We start from the raw sequence: 17330 nt of genomic DNA, 5'->3' as shown, positions 1-17330 counted from the left end.
TGGGAACACTCCGCTATGTCTGAAACAAAAATAACACCGCACATGCAGTCTTTTGTCGATAAATTTGTAGAGTTCTCGGCGCGCCTGGCAAACCAGGTGCATCTTCGCTCCCTGCGCGATGCCTTCGCCACGGTAATGCCGATTTTCATCCTTGCCGGTCTGGCGGTGCTGGTGAATAACGTGGTGTTCCCGTGGATTTTTGCGGGCGACACGCTTACGCAGTTTAAGGTGTGGGGCGAGGCGATTATCAACGGCACGCTGAACATCGCCGCGCTGCTGCTGGCCCCGATGATTGCCTGGTCGCTGGCGCGCAACAAAGATTTCGACAATCCGGTCTCGGCAGTGGTTATCGCCGTCAGCAGTTTCATTATCATGATGCCGATGCGCTTACAGATTACCCCCGTCGGCAGCGACGCCACGGTGAACGTCACCCAGGTGCTGACGTTCGCCAATATCGGCTCCACCGGGATTTTCGCCGGGGTGCTGATTGGGCTGCTCTCAACCGAGCTGTTTATCGCCATTTCACGGCTCAGAGCACTGCACATTTCGCTCGGGGAGAACGTACCGCCAGCGGTGAGTAAATCCTTTACCGCGCTGATCCCGACGATCCTCACGCTCTCCCTGTTTGCGCTGCTGGCGGCCATACTGGCGAACGTGCTGCACACGGATCTGATCCATCTCATTACGACATTTATTCAGCAGCCGCTGCGGTTGATCAACACCAGTCTGCCCGGGACGATTTTCATCTACAGCTTCGGTAACTTCCTGTTCACGCTCGGTATTCATCAGTCGGTGGTCAACAGCGTGGTGCTGGAGCCGTTCCTGCTGATCAATACCAATGAAAATATGCTGGCCTTCGCCAACGGCCAGCCGATCCCGCACATCATCAACAACATCTTTGTGCCGACCTTTGGCATGGTGGGCGGGACGGGCAGCACAATCTCATTGCTGATCGCTATCTTCATCTTCTCAAGACAGAAATCAGCGAAGCAGGTGGCGCGTCTGTCGCTGGCGCCGGGTCTGTTTAACATCAACGAGCCGGTGATTTTCGGCCTGCCGATAGTCTTTAACCTGCCGCTTATGATCCCGTTTGTGCTGCTGCCCGCCATCGGGATTTACTTTGCGTGGCTCTGTACCACGCTGGGGTTCATGTCGCGCTGCGTGGTGATGATCCCGTGGACGACCCCGCCGATCCTCAGCGCCTGGCTGGCGACGGCGGGGGACTGGCGCGCGGTGGTGGTGCAGTTGGCAATCATCGTATTTGGTGTATTCTTCTACCTGCCTTTCCTCAAGATTGCCGAGAGAGTGGCGATGAAAAACAGCGGGATAGAAAACTAACTGAAAGGAAGGACGATGGCGGCGAAGTACATCACCATAGCGCGGGAAATTAAGAAACGCATTATCACCCAGCAGTACGCCGCCAATGAACCGCTGCCGGACCAGTTCGCGCTGGCGGCGGAGTTCAGCACCAGCCGGATGACCATTCAGCAGGCGATGCGTCAGCTGATTGTCGAAGGGCTGGTCTATACCCGACAGGGGCAGGGCACGTTCATCCGCAAAAATTTCCTCCAGCTTTCCCAGTGGGATCTCTCCGGCAGCGACTACTTCGGGGCGACCAAAACCTGGGAACATTTAGGCACGGTGACGAGCCAGGTGGTGCACTTCGAACTGCGCTTCCCGAACGAGAAAGAGCAGGCATCGCTGATGATAAATCCGGATACGCCGATCTATGACTTTATCCGTCTGCGTTTACTGAACGGTGAGCCGATGTCTCTGGACGCCACGGTAATGCCGCTCAATCTGGTCCCCGGTCTGAACAAAACCCATCTTGATAGTTCGGTATTCCGGTATGTGCAGGAGACGCTGGGGCTGAAGATCATGGGATCGTATCGTGTGGTGCGGGCGCTGAAGCCCAGTGCGCTGGATATGCAGCATCTGGTCTGCGAGCCAACCGACCCGGTGCTGGAGGTAGAGCAGGTGATCTATCTGGAAGATGGTACGCCGCTGGAGTACGCCCATTGTCACTATCGCTATGACCATGGCGGTATCGTTATCGTGAATAACGGATAAAAAAAAGCGGACTTCAAGGTCCGCTTTTTTAATTATCACGATTAGTTTAAACGCACCGGCATACCGGAACGGTTCTGAATCGCCTGGTCAACGATGGTCGTGTCAACATCCGCCTGAGAGGTGACGGACTGCACCGCGCTGGTCAGCTTAATCGGTACGATTTCGTTGTTGTTGATCTGATCTTCGCTGGTGGACAGCGGGTTATGCACTTCAATGTAACGGCTGCCGTCCGGCTCTGACGTCGCTTTCACCGGTTCGTTAATGAACTGCACGCGCGTACCAACCGGCACGTTATCGAACAGGAATTTGATGTCTTCATTACGCAGACGCACGCAGCCGTGGCTTACGCGCAGGCCGATACCGAAGTTGGCGTTTGTACCGTGGATGGCATACAGACGACCAATGTACAGCGCGTACAGACCCATCGGGTTATCCGGGCCGGCAGGCACAACGGCTGGCAGCGGTTCACCGGCAGCAATGTACTCAGCGTGCATTTTGGCGGTCGGCGTCCAGGTTGGGCCCGCTTTCTTACGCTCCACTTTGGTGGTCCAGTTCAGCGGGGTATCTTTACCCAGTTGACCGATACCGATAGGCAGAACGATCACGGTGTTGGTGCCTTTCGGGTAGTAATACAGACGCATTTCGGCGCTGTTAATTACGATACCTTCGTGCACGGTATCCGGCAGGATCAGCTGCTGTGGAATGTTGAGTACGGTACCCGCTTTCGGCAGATACGGGTCAACGCCCGGGTTCGCTTCCAGCATGTTAGACAGGCCGAGCTGATACTGCGCCGCGAAGTATTCCAGCGGCTGAGTGTTACCTTCCGGCACCGTCACCACCTGGTTTTCACCCACCAGACGGCTTCCGTCTGTCGGCAGGGGATACGTCACCGCAGACGCGGTCTTACAAAAACCTACTACGGCTAACGCCGCCGCAAAAAGCGTTGTTAATTTCATGTTCATGTTATGCGAGGTATCTAAGCCATTCTGGCGATGAGTTGATAAGTCTGAATCAGTAATGGGAGCGCATTATATGTGCATTCCCGTTAACTGGGAATTCAGATGTGTACGAAATCACATTTTTTTCGATTTTGTTAAAGTTTAGTGGATTACTGCAACACGGGATCTCAATTCGGAATTGTGGCATAATGCCGCGTTTATCACACTTTTCGCAGGAATCTCTCCGTGTTAGTTACCAGCAACGTCACTATGCAGTTTGGCAGTAAGCCGCTGTTCGAAAATATTTCCGTCAAATTTGGCGGCGGCAACCGTTACGGCCTGATTGGTGCCAACGGTAGCGGAAAATCCACCTTTATGAAGATCCTCGGCGGTGACCTGGAGCCAACGCTCGGTAACGTGTCGCTCGACCCTAACGAGCGCATCGGTAAGCTGCGTCAGGATCAGTTCGCCTTCGAAGAGTTCACCGTGCTCGACACCGTGATCATGGGGCATGCGGAGCTGTGGGAAGTGAAGCAGGAGCGCGATCGTATATACGGTCTCGCTGAGATGAGCGAAGAAGACGGTTACAAAGTGGCCGACCTGGAAACGCAATACGGCGAAATGGACGGCTACTCTGCGGAAGCGCGTGCGGGCGAACTGCTGCTGGGCGTCGGCATTCCTGTTGAACAGCATTATGGTCCGATGAGCGAAGTTGCGCCAGGCTGGAAGCTACGTGTGCTGCTGGCGCAGGCGCTGTTCTCTAACCCGGACATCCTGCTGCTCGACGAACCGACCAACAACCTGGACATCGACACCATCCGCTGGCTGGAGCAGACGCTGAACGATCGCGACAGCACCATGATCATCATTTCGCACGACCGTCACTTCCTTAACATGGTGTGTACGCACATGGCGGATCTGGACTACGGCGAGCTGCGCGTTTATCCGGGCAACTACGATGAGTACATGACGGCGGCAACCCAGGCACGTGAACGTCTGCTGGCCGACAACGCCAAGAAGAAAGCGCAGATTGCGGACCTGCAATCCTTCGTCAGCCGCTTCAGCGCCAACGCCTCTAAGTCGCGTCAGGCGACCTCGCGTGCGCGTCAGATCGACAAAATCAAGCTGGAAGAGGTTAAAGCCTCCAGCCGTCAGAACCCGTTCATCCGCTTCGAGCAGGACAAGAAGCTGTTCCGTAACGCGCTTGAAGTGGAAGCCCTCACCAAAGGCTTCGATGAAGGCCCGCTGTTCAAAAACTTCAACCTGCTGCTGGAAGTGGGCGAGAAGATTGCCATCCTCGGCGCCAACGGCGTGGGTAAATCCACTATGCTGAAAACCCTGGTGGGTGAACTGCAACCGGACAACGGAACCGTGAAATGGTCTGAAAACGCGCAGATTGGTTACTACGCGCAGGACCATGAATATGAATTCGAAAACGATCTGACCGTCTTCGACTGGATGAGCCAGTGGAAGCAGGAAGGCGACGATGAGCAGGCGGTACGCAGCATTCTGGGGCGTCTGCTGTTCAGCCAGGACGACATCAAAAAGCCCGCCAAAGTGCTCTCCGGTGGTGAAAAGGGCCGTATGTTGTTCGGCAAGCTGATGATGGAAAAACCGAATATTCTGGTGATGGACGAACCGACTAACCACCTGGATATGGAATCGATCGAATCCCTGAACATGGCGCTGGAGATGTATCAGGGCACCCTGATCTTCGTCTCTCACGACCGTGAGTTCGTCAGCTCGCTGGCGACCCGCGTGATCGAAATTACGCCAGAGCGCGTGGTGGACTTCACCGGTAACTACGAAGATTACCTGCGCAGTAAAGGTATCGAGAGTTAAAAAATAGCCGGGTGGCGGCTTCGCCTTACCCGGCCTACATTTTATCCCCTCTCCCTGTGGGAGAGGGTTAGGGTGAGGGCTACAGGCCGCACTACACCACCCACTCGCCCCCTTCAACTCCATTCACCCGCAGCGTACGTTTTTCCTCCGCCGGTAATGATACCTTCAGCGCCTTCCATGCCGGACGATAGTCGCCGCGAGCGTTCACCTTCAGGTTGATGGTTGCGCCATCGCACACCATTTCCCATTCCACCCACAGCGCATTGCCGTTCAGGTAGCCCCAGCTTTCACCGTCGTCTTCAAACAGCAGCCCCGAGGTTGTGCCGACGCCTTTCACCGGGAACAGCTTCAGCTCACGGGTATCGTCTTTATCGGCGCTCACGTGACGGATGCGCTCGCTGAGCGGCAGACCGGCCCCGGCGCGCACCAGCAGCGGCAGTTTTTCCAGCGGCGCATCAAGGACGATCGCTTGCCCGCCCGCATACCACGCGTGGGTGTAAAAATCGTACCAGCCGGTTTCGTTATCCGGCAGCCAGACGCGGCGCTCGCGCTGCCCGGCTTCGACGACGCTGGCAACCAGCAGGTCGCGGCCCAGCAGGAAGTCGTCGCACTCTTTGAAGGTTTGCGCATCGTGCTCGTGGTCGAGGAAGGTCGGGCGCAGCATCGGTTCGTCGTCGGCGTGCGCCTGCCAGAGCAGGGTGTAAAGATACGGCAGCAGGCGGTAGCGCAGCTCAATCGCGCCGCGGATGGCAGGCGTGACGCCCGGATACATCCACGGCTCGTTCACCGTGTGGTCATCGTTCCACGAGTGAATGGTAAAGCGCGGGTGCATCACGCCGTTCTGCACCCAGCGCACGAACAGCTCGGCGTCCGGCTTGTCGCCGGAGAAACCGCCGACGTCGTGCCCGACGTTGAACAGCCCGGACAGGCTCATGCCCAGCCCCATACGGATGTTATAACGCAGGGTGTCCCAGTTGGTGCGGTTGTCGCCGCTCCAGGTCTGGACGTAGCGCTGCATCCCGGCGCAGCCGGAGCGGGAGATCAGATACGGACGCTTTTCCGGCGCAAAGCGCTGCTGCGCTTCCAGCGAGGCGCGCATCATCAGCAGCGGCATCACCGGGCGAATATGCTTGATGGCTATCTCCTTGCCGAAGCCATAGCAGCGCGCTTCCCCGTCCCACACTTCATACTCGTTGTTGTCGTTCCAGGTGGAGTCGATGCCCATCTCCAGCAGCTGCGTGGTCACGCCGTTCTGCCACCACTGCACCGTCTGCGGGTTGGTGAAGTCGAGGTGCGATCCTTCGTCATCCCAGAAGCTGGAACGTTCAGGCGCATCGGTTTCTGAATCGCGAATGAACAGGCCGCGTTCCGCCACTTCGCCGTAGCGGGGATGATCCTGCAACAGACACGGCTTGATGTTGGCCGCAAGCCGCAGCCCCGCGTCGTGGAACGCCTGGCTCATCACCTTTGGCTGCGGCACTTTGTCGTAGTTCCAGTTAAAGACGTAGCGCTTGCCGTTAATCGAGGTATAGCCGGAGGAGAGCTGGAACGAGTCGCACGGAATTGCATGCTCCTCGCACAGGCGAATGAAGTTCATCAGCTGGTTTTGCGCGTCCGGCGCGTCGGTGTAGTGCATGGTCGAGCCGCTGTAGCCCAGGCTCCACTTCGGTCCGAACAGCGTTTTCCCCGTCAGGCGCACGAAGGCTTTCGTCACGTCCAGCACGCGCTTGCCGGTAAAGAGGTAGTAGTCAATATCGCCCGCTTCCGCCTGCCAGCGGCGGTAGGCGGTGTGATAGTTGTCGATCTCGTTACCCAGATCCAGCCAGCAGCTGCTCAGGTTATCGTAGAACAGACCGTAGCTCACGTCATCGCGACGGGTGAGGGTGAACGGGATGTGCTTGTACAGCGGGTCGGTGCTGGCCGCGTTATAGCCCATCGCGTCCAGGTTACGCATCTCGTAGCGTTTGCCGTTGCGCTGTAAATCGCCCGCTTTCTCACCCAGACCGTAAAAACGTTCATCCTTACGGCGGCTGAGATAGTGCGCCACGCCGTCACCGTGGGCGTTCAGCAGGTAGGCGCTGGTCGGGCGGTCATTGACCAGCGGCTGCCACACGCCCGCGTCATTGCGGTAGTGCCACTCCAGCCACAGCGGCTGGTGGACGGTGACGCGCAGCTGCTCGGTTGCCACGGTTAACGTATCGTCCTGCTGCGTCAGCCTCCAGGCCGGGCAGGTAAATCCGCTCAGATCGTCACGACGGCGACCTTCCCACGGCACGTCTTTTTCCGGTGCGATGCTCCAGGTGCGGTCCAGCGCCAGCTCGCCTTTACGCTTGATCAGCACGCGGAACAGGTTCTCTTCCAGCACATACAGGCACAGGCGGTGCTGGCTATCGACCAGCAGTTCCAGATGGTTTGCCGACTGCGTATCAAGGGTCCAGTTTTTCAGGGTTTTCATATGCAATACATCCACTATCAGGCGCGCTTCGCGCGACGTTCAGCAATAAATGCTACCAGGAAGAGAGCGCCAATCAGGTCAAAGAAGCCCATGGCGATAAAGAGCGGGTTAAAGCCGATTTTGTCGGCGGTCACACCGATTAACAGCGAGAACAGGAAGCTGGCGATCCACGCCGCCGAGCCGCGCATGCCGTTGACGGTCGCCATCTGGCCTTTGTCGAATGACTCCACGACCAGGGCGCTGAGCATGCAGGAGATGATCTGGTGCCCGAAGCCGCCGATGGAGATCAGCACGATGGTGATATACGGGTCGCGGGTAATGGCCACGATGGCCAGCGAGATCATCAGGAACGCGCCGGTCACGGAGCTGGCGACAACCGAGTTCACGCGGGAGCAGCCGAACAGGCGGGTATACAGACGCGTCAGGTAGCCGCTCGCCACGCTGCCGAGGTCGGCGGCGAGGAACGGCAGCCAGGCAAACATCGCAATCTGCTTCAGGTCCATGCCGTGCTCTTTGGCGAGGTACAGCGGCACCCAGAAGCTCAGCACCGCCCAGGCGGGTTCTGCCATAAAGGCCGGAATGGCGATACCGTAGAAACGTTTGTTTTTTGAAACGGTTTTCAGCGCGGTCAGGAAGGGCAATTTGACCGGCGCTGGTTCGTTATCCTGCTTGATAAACGCCAGCTCGTCCTTGCTCAGGTTCGGGTGCTGCTCGGGGTTGTGGTAGAACGCCCACCAGAGGATCACCCACAGCAGCGCCAGCACGCCGGTAAACATGAACGCCCCCTGCCAGCCGAACGAGGCGTGAGCAAAGTAGATGATAGGCGGAGCCAGCATCGCGCCGATGGAGAAGCCCACGCCCGCCCAGCCAGCAGCAACGGGACGCTCTGATTTCGGGAACCATTCACCGATGGTTTTGGCGTTCGCCGGGGTGGCGGCGGCCTCTGAAGCCCCCATAAAGAAGCGCAGTATGGCCAGGTGCAGCCAGCTTCCGGCGCCCGCGTGGAAAATACACATCAGCGCCCAGATCCCGGCGCAGACCATAAAGCCAATCTTCAGGCCAATGACGTCAATCAGCCAGCCGCACAGGGGCTGGAAAATGGTATAGGCGATCTGAAACGCGCCGACGATCCAGGAGTATTGCTCGGTGGTGATCCCGAGGCTCTCTTTCAGCTCCGGAGCGAGAATACCTAAGGAATTTCGGGTGATGTAGTTAACGGTGACGCCCAGCAAGAATAGCACCAGCACGTACCAGCGCAGGTTCTTGATGACGCGACGGGTTTTGCCTGTCGCAATGGTGTTATTGATGTCCTGACTCATTTTACTCTCCACAAGACGGACGGTAAGGGGACGGAGGTTCAGGTGTCACACAGATTGTTATGCCTTTGATTTCAATCCGCTTATAATGCTTAAGTCGCTATACAACTAGTATGGAAGCTGTGTGACAAGTTCACCTTAAGGAAGAAAATGAGTGGGCAAAAGTGGATTTTGTGCAAAATTTCTCATAAACGACGAAAACACTCTGGCATGATGGCATTCACGTCAGTTATTGCCTGACACACACGCTATGAAAATTTTTTCATTTCGCAAATGGAGCCAGATCACAAAATGGACAAAAGGCTAAAAATCACCGAAATCGCGGCCCGCACGCAGCTCTCCATCAGCACCGTGTCGCGGGTGCTGGCGGGGAAAGCGAATACCAGCGAAAAAGCGCGTGCAAAGGTGCTGGCGTGCGCGCGCGAGCTGGGGGTAATGGACGGCATGGCGGCAGGGCGTCTGCTGCTTAACAGCCTGGTGGTTTTTGCCCCGCAGCGCGCCTTCGACGAGCGGTCCGACATCTTTTACTACCGCGTGATCCAGAGCGTGAGCAAAGGGCTTGCCTCCCACGAGGTCCGGTTGCGCTACTGCGCGCTGGAGGAGAACGACAGCGACGCCCAGCTGTTTCTGGCGCGGATGAACGAGCCGGACACGCAGGCGGCCATTCTTCTCGGTATTGACGATCCGCATATCCACGATCTGGCGGTGGACGTGGGCAAACCCTGCATGCTGATTAACTGCCGCGACCGGCACATGCGTCTGCCTGCCGTTGCGCCGGATCACCGCGCCATCGGCGAGCGGGCGGCGGAGTACCTGTTCGAGATGGGGCACCGCGAGGTGATGAACGTGCTGTGCCTGCGTCGCTACACGATGGAGCTGCGCCTGTCGGGGATCCGCGACGCGTGGCAGTCCCACAACCTGGCGTTCAACGACAAGCGCGATCTGCTGGTGGTGCCGAGCTTCAGCGCCAGAGAGACGGAGCAGCTGGTGAGCGATTGGCTAAATCAGCAGCAGGGAAAAGACCTGCCGACGGCGTTCCTGGTTGGCGGCGACTTTATGGCGGCGGGCACCATCAGCGCATTACAAAACCACGGCCTGCGCGTGCCGCAGGACGTCTCGGTGATGAGCATAGACGGCTTTAACCTGGCGGCGATTCAGGATGTTCCATTAACGGCCGTGCATGTTCCCCGCGATGAGCTGGGAACGGAAGCGGTACACATGCTCCAGCAGCGGCTCATGCGCCCGGACGCGCCGGTGGGCACATTGCTGCTGAACGGCACGCTGGCCGTGCGGGAATCGGTACGGCGGATACGTCAGGGGAAACGACGCACCGCCGTGGAGCGGGAAGGGCTGTACGACAGCTAGACCATGCCCAGCGCGCGTTTGCCGTGGATGTTGAGATCGTTCACGGTAAAGCGGTCCTGCCAGGTTTTTTCATAATCCTCGCGCGGGAAGTCTCCCGGCGACGCGCCGGTCTCCAGCGCTTCCTTGACCTTCTTCGCATAGGCGAGGTTCTTCTCGCACATCGGTGCGGCGGGGATATACATCACGTTGCCCCAGCCCTGCTGATTATCCACCGGCGCGACGGAGTGGATCACATCGCAGTGCCACCACACCGAATCACCCGCCTCCAGCGCAGGAATGCTGGTCAGCGCCTCGATAAGCAGCGGGTGCCACTTCTCGGAAACCGGCAGCACGCGCCCCGGCGCCACGCCGCACAGCTCGTCCTCCGGCACGTCGTCCAGCAGCGGACGCAGCAGAATATAGGCCATTGCTTCCGGGATCGGCACCACGTGCAGCAGCCCCTGACCGGGGATCATGTCCGACAGTGCCGTCCAGCCCTGGAAGGTGCGGAACACCGAGCATTTGGTGGTGTTATCGACGGTATACTCTTCCACTTCGGTACGATGCGCGGCGTTCCACGGATCGTATTTCTCAACGTTGCCGTCAAACACGCGGGCAAAGACCTGCTGGTAGGCAGGCAGCAGCCAGCGCTCCAGCGCGCCGGAGTCGGTATGCGCGCCGAGTCCCTTCGAGGTGGTTCCCGGCGGACGGCGGCGGATACGATCCGGGTAAATCACGCTCACGTCCGGGTCGAACCACTGCTTGCCGTTGCTCTCGAACGTCCATAAGCGGTTCAGGAACGACTGCACCTGCGCCATTTCTTCGCTCTGGCGCGCCTGCATTTGCGCCTGCGACCAGTAGATCGGGTAAATCTCCGGACGGGAGGCGGTCAGGGTGCCGAAGAAGTTATCGCCTGGCCCTTTGTACACCTCATCAAACTTGTTCAGATCGAGGTAGTCAAGCATCGACTGATCCCACGCCAGCGCCTGCTCGCGCGGGAAGTGACCTTTAATCACCGCGCAGCCGCGGCGCTTAACGGCCTCGCGCTGTGCGTCGGTAATCGTGCCGTTTTTCACATCGTTAAACGGGATCACCGGCCAGACGGATTCACCTTTATTTTTAAGGGCGTTAATTTCCGCCACGCGGGTGGCAATGCTGTCGCTGAGCTTGTCGAACACCGCCTGCACGTCGCCGATCTGCGCGCGTAATTCACGTTTCAACTCACGGATTGCCGCTTTGTGATCCGCCGGCAAGGTTTCACTGGTAAAGGTCATAACTGCCTCGCATCTTTCATTCGAAAGTAAAAGTATCTACAAGTGATACTTTAAGTTAAAAATAAGTTAATGCAAGTTTAAAAACTTGACGTGCGCCACAGGACGGGAAAATGAGTGAGGGTGCCGGAGCAGGGCTCCGGCGAGAAGAGGATCAGGCGTCGAACGGGGAGTGCGCGTCGAGCACGGCCTGAATGACGTTCAGCGCGCCGTGATGGTTGTTGTCATCGGTGCTGTAGCGGCTGATTTCTTTGATGCTCTCTGCCGCGTTACCCATCGCAAAGGAATATTTCACCAGCTTCAGCATCTCGGCATCGTTGCCGCTGTCGCCAATGGCCACGCACTCTTGCGGAGAGATTTTCCAGCGCTTCAGCAGGCGGCTGATGCCGTTGGCTTTGTGCAGGCCGGGGATAATTAAATCGACAAAGCCAAAGCCGCTGGTGACCGGCTTCATGATGCCGTCCAGGGAGACGTGGAGTTTATCCACCAGATTAGGAATATCGCTGTCCGGCAGGTTCAGGGAGAACTTAAACAGCACGTCGTCAATGTCGCGGTAATCGCTGATGCGCTTTAAGCGGTGGTAGTGCTTTGACATTAGCGCCACGAACGCGTCCGGCGCTTTATCGCTGACGTAGGCGCTCTCCAGCCCGCAGGCCACGAAGTTCAGCCCTTTGTCTTTCAGCAGTTCGCCAATCACGATCTGCGACTCATGGCGGGTCAGTTCGCCGTGGAAAATCTGTTCGCCGTGATCGAAGACCAGCGCGCCGTTTTCCGCCACGAAGGAGATTTGATCCTTCAGTTCCGGGAAAAACGAGATGAGCTGGTAATACTGGTTGCCGCTGGCGACAACAAATTCAATGTTGCGGGCTTTAAGCTGTTTAAACTGTGCCTGGAAGCGGTCACGATCGTACTGCTTGGCATCATCAAGGAAAGTTCCGTCCATATCGGTGACGATAACTTTTACGGTCATACTGTGCTCCTGGGTCACTGCGTTTTGAAACATTCTAATAACAAGGTGACGGGGAGCACAAATTTAATTTCATTCGAAAGTAAAAGCAAAACGGCAACCGAGGTTGCCGTTTTTAGTGTTTTCTCCCTCTCCCCGTGGGAGAGGGGATACATTATTACAGCGTATGCTCAGTACGGGCGATAATATCGTCCTGCGCATCCGGCGACAGGGCGGTGAAGAACGCCGAGTAACCCGCGACGCGCACCACCAGGTCGCGGTACTGGTCCGGGTGTTTCTTCGCCTCCAGCAGCGTTTCGCGCGAGACGATGTTGTACTGAATATGCCAGCCCTTATGCACCTCGAAGAAGGTGCGCAGCAGCACCATCAGCTTCTGGCGATCGCTGTCGTTTTCCAGCGTCGACGGGTTCAGCTTCTGGTTAAGCAGCACGCCGCCAAGAATCGCTTCCGTCGGCAGTTTACCCACGGAGCCAATCACCGCCGTCGGCCCGAGGTGGTCGGTACCGGAAGCCGGGCTGGCCCCTTCCGCCAGAGGGGTATGCGCCTTACGCCCGTCCGGCGTCGCCATGGTCGCTGCGCCAAACGGCACGTTTGCTGAGATAGACGACGTGCCCGCGTAGTAGTTACCCCCAATCGGGCCGCGGCCGTAGCGTGGGTTGTGATACTGCTTCAGCTCTTCAAGGTAGGTTTCGTAGGCGCGGGTCAGCAGCAGGTCCACGCTGTCGTCGTCGTTGCCGTACTTCGGCGCGCCGTTGATCAGGCGCTGGCGCAGCTGCTCGTGGGTCAGTCCGTCGAAATCATCGGCCAGCGCCGCCGCCAGCTGCTGCTGGCCGATGACGCCCTGTTCGAACACCAGCTTCTTCACCGCCGCCAGGCTGTTGCCGAGGTTGGCGATGCCCACCTGCAGGCCGGACACCCAGTCATACTTCGCGCCGCCCTGCTTGATGCTTTTCGCGCGCTCGATGCAGTCGTCCACCAGCGCCGAGCAGAGAATATCGTGGACGTTCTCCTCCAGCATGGTATCCACCACGTACTCAATCTCGATGGATTTGCGGGTGTAGTAGCGGATCTGGGTATCCCACGCCGCCATCACCTCCTCGAAGTTATCGAAGTTACCGGCAGAGAGGGCTTTCTCCTGCGGCAGGAACACCTTGCCGCTGGTGGCGTCGCGGCCGCCTTCCAGCGCGGCCAGCATCACGCGGGCGAAGTTGATAAAGCTCATGCCGGTGCAGCGGTAGCCCCATTTGCCGCCCACCGCGGTTTCGATGCAGCCGATGGCCGCGTAGTCGTAGGCGTCGTCGCGTTCAACGCCGAGCTTGATGAATTCCGGAATGACGATTTCATCGTTGTTGAACGCTGGCATCCCGAAGCCGCAGCGGATCACCTGCACGCAGGCGTCGAGGAAGTCGTTGCTCATGCCCGCGTGGTAGCGCACGCTCAGGTTCGGCTGGGTGGAGCGCAGGCGACCGCAGGATTCCAGAATCGCGTACGAGAGCGGGTTCACCGCGTCCATCGGCTCACCGTTGACCAGCTTCTGGCCGCCGATGGTGACGTTCTGGTACAGCGGGCTACCGGCGGAAGCCTTCGAGTGCGAGCCGGAGCGGATTTTGTTCACTTCCAGCAGCTTCAGCCAGCAGCTGTGCAGCAGCTCGATGGCGTGCTCGCGGTCCAGGCTCTGGTCCAGCTCCACGTCGCGGCGATAGTACGGGTAAAGGTACTGGTCCATACGGGCAAAGGAGACGGAGTGGCCGTTGGACTCAATTTGCAGGATTAGCTGAATGAAGTAGCACAGCTGTAACGCTTGCCAGAAGGTTTTTGGCGGCTCGTGAGCAATCACGTCGCAGTTTTCTGCCATCGCCAGCAGCTCGTCGCGGCGGCTTTCGCGGGTTTCGCTGGAGGCCATCTCGCGCGCCAGATCGGCGAAGCGTTTGATGTGCAGGCTGACGGCTTCCAGCACAATATCAATGGCTTTCAGGAACTGATCGCCGTGCAGGTCTTCCAGCACCGTCAGGTTGATGCGTGAGCGGCGCTCGGCCACTTTGGCGCGCAGGCCGTCCAGCCCTTTCTCCAGCACCAGAGGGAAGTTCACCGCCAGGTGCGCGTCGCCGGAGGTCATGTTGCCTTCGGCTTTGATGATGCCGGTTTCCAGCAGGCCTTTCTGCTCGTCGGTGAACATGCCGTAGCAGCGATCCTGCACCGTCTGGCCGCGCCACCATGGGCAGATCGCATGCAGCACGCGCTTGTTCTCTTCGCTCACCGCAAAGCCCGCGCCCGGACGGTCCGCCAGGTCGTCAATCTCTTTCTCAATCCAGGAGACGGTATATTCCGGGAAGATCGGCGCGGCGCGCACTTCGCTTGCCTGGTTCCCGATGATCAGCTCATCGTGCTTGATCCAGATGGTGCGCTTGGCCAGGTGATGCGCCAGCGCCAGGGCGCGGCGCACCGGGATCGGCTTGTCCATGTGCTGCTGGTACATTTCGGTGTAATGCTGGGCGCGCTCGGTACAGACCGGCGGCTTCACGATATGCACCAGGGCCGTTTTGTGCGCCTTAATGCGCTCGCTGAGGGTGTTGAGATTCAGGGTGGTCATAAGTTTATCCTCGTAAGGTCGCGGTTAACCCTTTCTGGCAGGCGTACTGCTGCGCGAAGTCCAGCAGGGCAGGGTTATCCAGCGGTTTGTCAGGGGCAGAGTAGGGTTGGCCGAGCAGGGTGTATTTGTTCATGCCCAGCGTGTGATACGGCAGAAAATGAATATCGTGGACGCCGAGTTCATCGGCAGCGAAGTTGGTAATGGCGGTAACGGACGCTTCATCGGCGTTAAAGCCCTGGATCAGCGGCACGCGAATGGTGATTGTTTTCCCGGCGGCGGCCAGGCGCTTCAGGTTGTCCAGGATCCGTCTGGCTGAGCCATCAGTCCACTGTTTGAATACGTCACTGTCCACATGCTTCAGGTCCGCCAGGAACAGATCGACATACGGCAGTGAAGGCTCGATATAATGCCAGGGGACGTGAAGGCAGGTTTCAACGGCGGTATGAATGCCTTGTTCATGGCTGGCTTTAAACAGGGCGTGCGCCAGGTCAGGATTCATAAACGGCTCGCCGCCGGAAAGGGTGATCCCGCCGCCGCTGCGGTCGTAGAAGGGCTTGTCTCGCAGCACGGTGGCCATAATCTCCTCCACCTGCTTCTCTTCACCGCAGACGGTAAGCGCCTGGGTCGGACAGCAGTCGGTGAGGGCAATGAGCGTCTCGTCGTTAAGCTTCTCACGATGAATGACCAGCCCGTTCAGCGCGCGTTCAACACACCCCGGCGCGGCCTGCTGACACAGTTCACAGCCGTCCAGGCAAAGACGCGCATCAAACAGCACGTCCCGGCTGCGGGAGCGGCTTTCCGGGTTCTGACACCAGCGACAGCCCAGCGAGCAGCCTTTCAGGAATACCACGGTTCGAATACCTGGGCCGTCGTGGGTGGAGTAACGCTGTATATTGAAGATCATTTTTTTGCCCTCGTATTACATATGAAGATTGAATTACTTTCGAATGAAAGTTATCTTGATATGGGTCAATTCCTGAGCAGGTTTTGCTGTGATAGGGTAAGTGCAGGCTAAATGTGAGGGTGACATCATGGAACTTTATCTCGACACATCTGACGTTGCGGCAGTCAAAAAGCTGGCGCGTATCTTCCCGCTGGCGGGCGTGACCACTAACCCAAGCATTGTGGCGGCGGGTAAAACCCCCCTGGAAGAGCTACTGCCCGCGCTGCACGACGCGCTGGGCGGCAAGGGCCGGCTGTTCGCTCAGGTGATGGCGAAGACCGCCGAGGGGATGGTGGAAGACGCGCGTAAGCTGCGCGCCATCATTAACGATCTGGTGGTGAAAGTGCCGGTGACCGCAGAAGGGCTGGCGGCGATCAAGATGCTGAAGGCGGAAGGGATCCCGACCCTGGGCACGGCGGTCTACGGTGCCGCGCAGGGGATGCTGTCCGCGCTGGCGGGGGCTGAGTATGTAGCCCCTTACGTGAACCGCGTGGACGTGCAGGGCGGGGACGGGATCCAGACGGTGGTCGAACTGCAACAGTTGCTGACCCTGCACGCGCCGCAGTCAAAAGTGCTGGCGGCGAGCTTTAAAACCCCGCGCCAGGCGCTGGACTGCCTGCTGGCAGGGTGCGAGTCCATCACGCTGCCGCTGGACGTGGCGCAGCAGTTTATTACCTCTCCGGCGGTGGATGCGGCAATTGTGAAGTTTGAGCAGGACTGGCAGGGGGCGTTTGGGCGGACGTCTATTTGATGGGTGTGGCCTGATGCCCTCACCCCAACCCTCTCCCACAGGGAGAGGGAACAAACACTAAAACGGCAACCTGAAGGTTGCCGTTTGCTTTAACCTTCGCACACCTCACACCCGGGATTACGCATTAGCTTCATCTCGCGAAACTGGCAGGTCATCGCGTCATACATCACGATTTTACCCGCGGCGGGCGTGCCATAGTGCGCCAGCACTTTGATCGCCTCCATGGCCTGCAAGGAACCGATAACGCCAACCAGCGGCGCCATTACGCCCGCCTCGACGCAGGTGAGGGCATTCTCGCCAAACAGACGGCTCAGGCAGCGGTAGCAGGGCTCTCCTTCAGCGTAGGTGAAGACAGTGATTTGCCCCTCCATGCGGATGGCCGCGCCGGAAATCAGCGGCGTTTTATGGGCAAAGCAGCCCGCATTGAGCTGGTTGCGAATGGCGACGTTATCGGTGCAGTCCAGCACCAGGTCATGCCGTGCAATCTGCGCAAACAGCGCGTCGTCATCCAGCATCGCGTCAATCAGGGTGAACTGAACGTTGGGGTTAATGCGCGCCAGCGCCGTGCGTGCTGATTCCACTTTAGGCTGACCGACCGTCGCGTCGCTGTGCAGCGTCTGGCGTTGCAGGTTGGACACCGACACGGTGTCGAAATCCAGCAGCGTCATGCTGCCGACGCCCGCCGCAGCCAGGTATTGTGCTGCCGCGCAGCCCAGCCCGCCAAGACCAACAACCAGCACGCTGGCCGCCTTGAGCGCCTCCTGACCCTCGAAATCAAATCCGCGCAGCACGATCTGGCGGTTATAGCGCATCATCTCCGGGTCGCTCAGTTCCATCGTCATG

General features: G+C 58.5%; 13 protein-coding genes. 5 read left to right on the top strand and 8 right to left on the bottom strand.

Going from position 1 to position 17330, the window contains the following annotated elements:
* Positions 1 to 15 precede the first annotated feature (15 nt).
* On the top strand, positions 16 to 1338 hold the full coding sequence (locus ACOTX1_RS04545; RefSeq protein ID WP_023315689.1) for a PTS sugar transporter subunit IIC: 1323 nt from the start codon (positions 16 to 18) through the stop codon (positions 1336 to 1338).
* A gap of 15 nt (positions 1339 to 1353) precedes the next feature.
* Positions 1354 to 2070 (top strand): GntR family transcriptional regulator, encoded by a 717-nt coding sequence (locus ACOTX1_RS04540; protein WP_023315690.1) that lies wholly within the window; start codon positions 1354 to 1356, stop codon positions 2068 to 2070.
* 41 nt (positions 2071 to 2111) lie between these two features.
* Here the strand turns inward: ACOTX1_RS04540 and ldtB are convergent, their stop codons facing one another.
* Complete coding sequence (gene ldtB / locus ACOTX1_RS04535; RefSeq protein WP_003858435.1) at positions 2112 to 3032, bottom strand: L,D-transpeptidase; 921 nt, start codon at positions 3030 to 3032, stop codon at positions 2112 to 2114.
* Between the two features lie 222 nt (positions 3033 to 3254).
* Here ldtB and ACOTX1_RS04530 point away from each other — a divergent pair, with 222 nt between their 5' ends.
* The gene (locus ACOTX1_RS04530) at positions 3255 to 4850 is read left to right on the top strand and encodes an ABC-F family ATPase (protein WP_003858434.1); all 1596 of its coding nucleotides are present in this window, start codon (positions 3255 to 3257) and stop codon (positions 4848 to 4850) included.
* 91 nt (positions 4851 to 4941) lie between these two features.
* Here ACOTX1_RS04530 and ACOTX1_RS04525 read toward each other — a convergent pair whose 3' ends face one another.
* Together ACOTX1_RS04525 and ACOTX1_RS04520 are read right to left on the bottom strand one after the other, a co-directional pair.
* Positions 4942 to 7305, bottom strand: a complete 2364-nt coding sequence (locus tag ACOTX1_RS04525) for a TIM-barrel domain-containing protein (RefSeq protein WP_023315691.1) — start codon at positions 7303 to 7305, stop codon at positions 4942 to 4944.
* 17 nt (positions 7306 to 7322) lie between these two features.
* Positions 7323 to 8624 (bottom strand): MFS transporter, encoded by a 1302-nt coding sequence (locus ACOTX1_RS04520; RefSeq protein WP_023315692.1) that lies wholly within the window; start codon positions 8622 to 8624, stop codon positions 7323 to 7325.
* A gap of 288 nt (positions 8625 to 8912) precedes the next feature.
* Here ACOTX1_RS04520 and ACOTX1_RS04515 point away from each other — a divergent pair, with 288 nt between their 5' ends.
* Positions 8913 to 9986 carry a LacI family DNA-binding transcriptional regulator gene (locus tag ACOTX1_RS04515; protein ID WP_045325487.1) on the top strand — a complete coding sequence of 358 codons (1074 nt, stop codon included), beginning with the start codon at positions 8913 to 8915 and terminating at the stop codon, positions 9984 to 9986.
* Here the strand turns inward: ACOTX1_RS04515 and ACOTX1_RS04510 are convergent.
* The 4 genes from ACOTX1_RS04510 to ACOTX1_RS04495 all read right to left on the bottom strand — a co-directional run bounded on the left by ACOTX1_RS04510 (position 9983) and on the right by ACOTX1_RS04495 (position 15697).
* Entirely contained in the window at positions 9983 to 11239 is a 1257-nt protein-coding gene (locus ACOTX1_RS04510; RefSeq protein WP_023315695.1) for a DUF1479 domain-containing protein, read from the bottom strand. The two genes, ACOTX1_RS04515 and ACOTX1_RS04510, sit on opposite strands and share 4 nt — an antisense overlap.
* 151 nt (positions 11240 to 11390) lie before the next feature.
* Positions 11391 to 12206: a Cof-type HAD-IIB family hydrolase gene (locus ACOTX1_RS04505; protein ID WP_023315696.1), complete on the bottom strand. Its 816-nt coding sequence runs from the start codon at positions 12204 to 12206 to the stop codon at positions 11391 to 11393.
* Between the two features lie 154 nt (positions 12207 to 12360).
* On the bottom strand, positions 12361 to 14793 hold the full coding sequence (locus tag ACOTX1_RS04500; RefSeq protein ID WP_023315697.1) for a formate C-acetyltransferase/glycerol dehydratase family glycyl radical enzyme: 2433 nt from the start codon (positions 14791 to 14793) through the stop codon (positions 12361 to 12363).
* A 4-nt stretch (positions 14794 to 14797) separates the two neighbouring features.
* A complete protein-coding gene (locus ACOTX1_RS04495) occupies positions 14798 to 15697 on the bottom strand; it encodes a glycyl-radical enzyme activating protein (protein ID WP_023315698.1) in 900 nt (299 codons plus the stop codon).
* Between the two features lie 127 nt (positions 15698 to 15824).
* Here ACOTX1_RS04495 and fsa point away from each other — a divergent pair, with 127 nt between their 5' ends.
* Positions 15825 to 16487, top strand: coding sequence for a fructose-6-phosphate aldolase (fsa, locus tag ACOTX1_RS04490; RefSeq protein WP_023315699.1), 663 nt, complete (start codon positions 15825 to 15827; stop codon positions 16485 to 16487).
* Positions 16488 to 16576: 89 nt separating this feature from the next.
* Here the strand turns inward: fsa and moeB are convergent, their stop codons facing one another.
* Complete coding sequence (gene moeB / locus ACOTX1_RS04485) at positions 16577 to 17329, bottom strand: molybdopterin-synthase adenylyltransferase MoeB (protein ID WP_022650669.1); 753 nt, start codon at positions 17327 to 17329, stop codon at positions 16577 to 16579.
* Position 17330 lies beyond the last annotated feature (1 nt).

Origin of the sequence: Enterobacter cloacae complex sp. IR5401 (genome assembly GCF_049238425.1) — a bacterium.
GTDB lineage: Bacteria > Pseudomonadota > Gammaproteobacteria > Enterobacterales > Enterobacteriaceae > Enterobacter > Enterobacter hormaechei_C.
Note: the sequence above shows the minus strand (reverse complement) of the source record. Positions and strands in the feature narration are given on the sequence as shown.

Coding starts and splice junctions, on each gene's coding strand:
- ACOTX1_RS04515 (WP_045325487.1), top strand. CDS start 8,913: ATGGACAAAAGGCTAAAAATCACCGAAATCGCGGCCCGCACGCAGCTC.
- ACOTX1_RS04495 (WP_023315698.1), bottom strand. CDS start 15,697: ATGATCTTCAATATACAGCGTTACTCCACCCACGACGGCCCAGGTATT.
- ACOTX1_RS04500 (WP_023315697.1), bottom strand. CDS start 14,793: ATGACCACCCTGAATCTCAACACCCTCAGCGAGCGCATTAAGGCGCAC.
- fsa (WP_023315699.1), top strand. CDS start 15,825: ATGGAACTTTATCTCGACACATCTGACGTTGCGGCAGTCAAAAAGCTG.
- ldtB (WP_003858435.1), bottom strand. CDS start 3,032: ATGAACATGAAATTAACAACGCTTTTTGCGGCGGCGTTAGCCGTAGTA.
- ACOTX1_RS04520 (WP_023315692.1), bottom strand. CDS start 8,624: ATGAGTCAGGACATCAATAACACCATTGCGACAGGCAAAACCCGTCGC.
- ACOTX1_RS04545 (WP_023315689.1), top strand. CDS start 16: ATGTCTGAAACAAAAATAACACCGCACATGCAGTCTTTTGTCGATAAA.
- moeB (WP_022650669.1), bottom strand. CDS start 17,329: ATGACGATGGAACTGAGCGACCCGGAGATGATGCGCTATAACCGCCAG.
- ACOTX1_RS04505 (WP_023315696.1), bottom strand. CDS start 12,206: ATGACCGTAAAAGTTATCGTCACCGATATGGACGGAACTTTCCTTGAT.
- ACOTX1_RS04510 (WP_023315695.1), bottom strand. CDS start 11,239: ATGACCTTTACCAGTGAAACCTTGCCGGCGGATCACAAAGCGGCAATC.
- ACOTX1_RS04540 (WP_023315690.1), top strand. CDS start 1,354: ATGGCGGCGAAGTACATCACCATAGCGCGGGAAATTAAGAAACGCATT.
- ACOTX1_RS04525 (WP_023315691.1), bottom strand. CDS start 7,305: ATGAAAACCCTGAAAAACTGGACCCTTGATACGCAGTCGGCAAACCAT.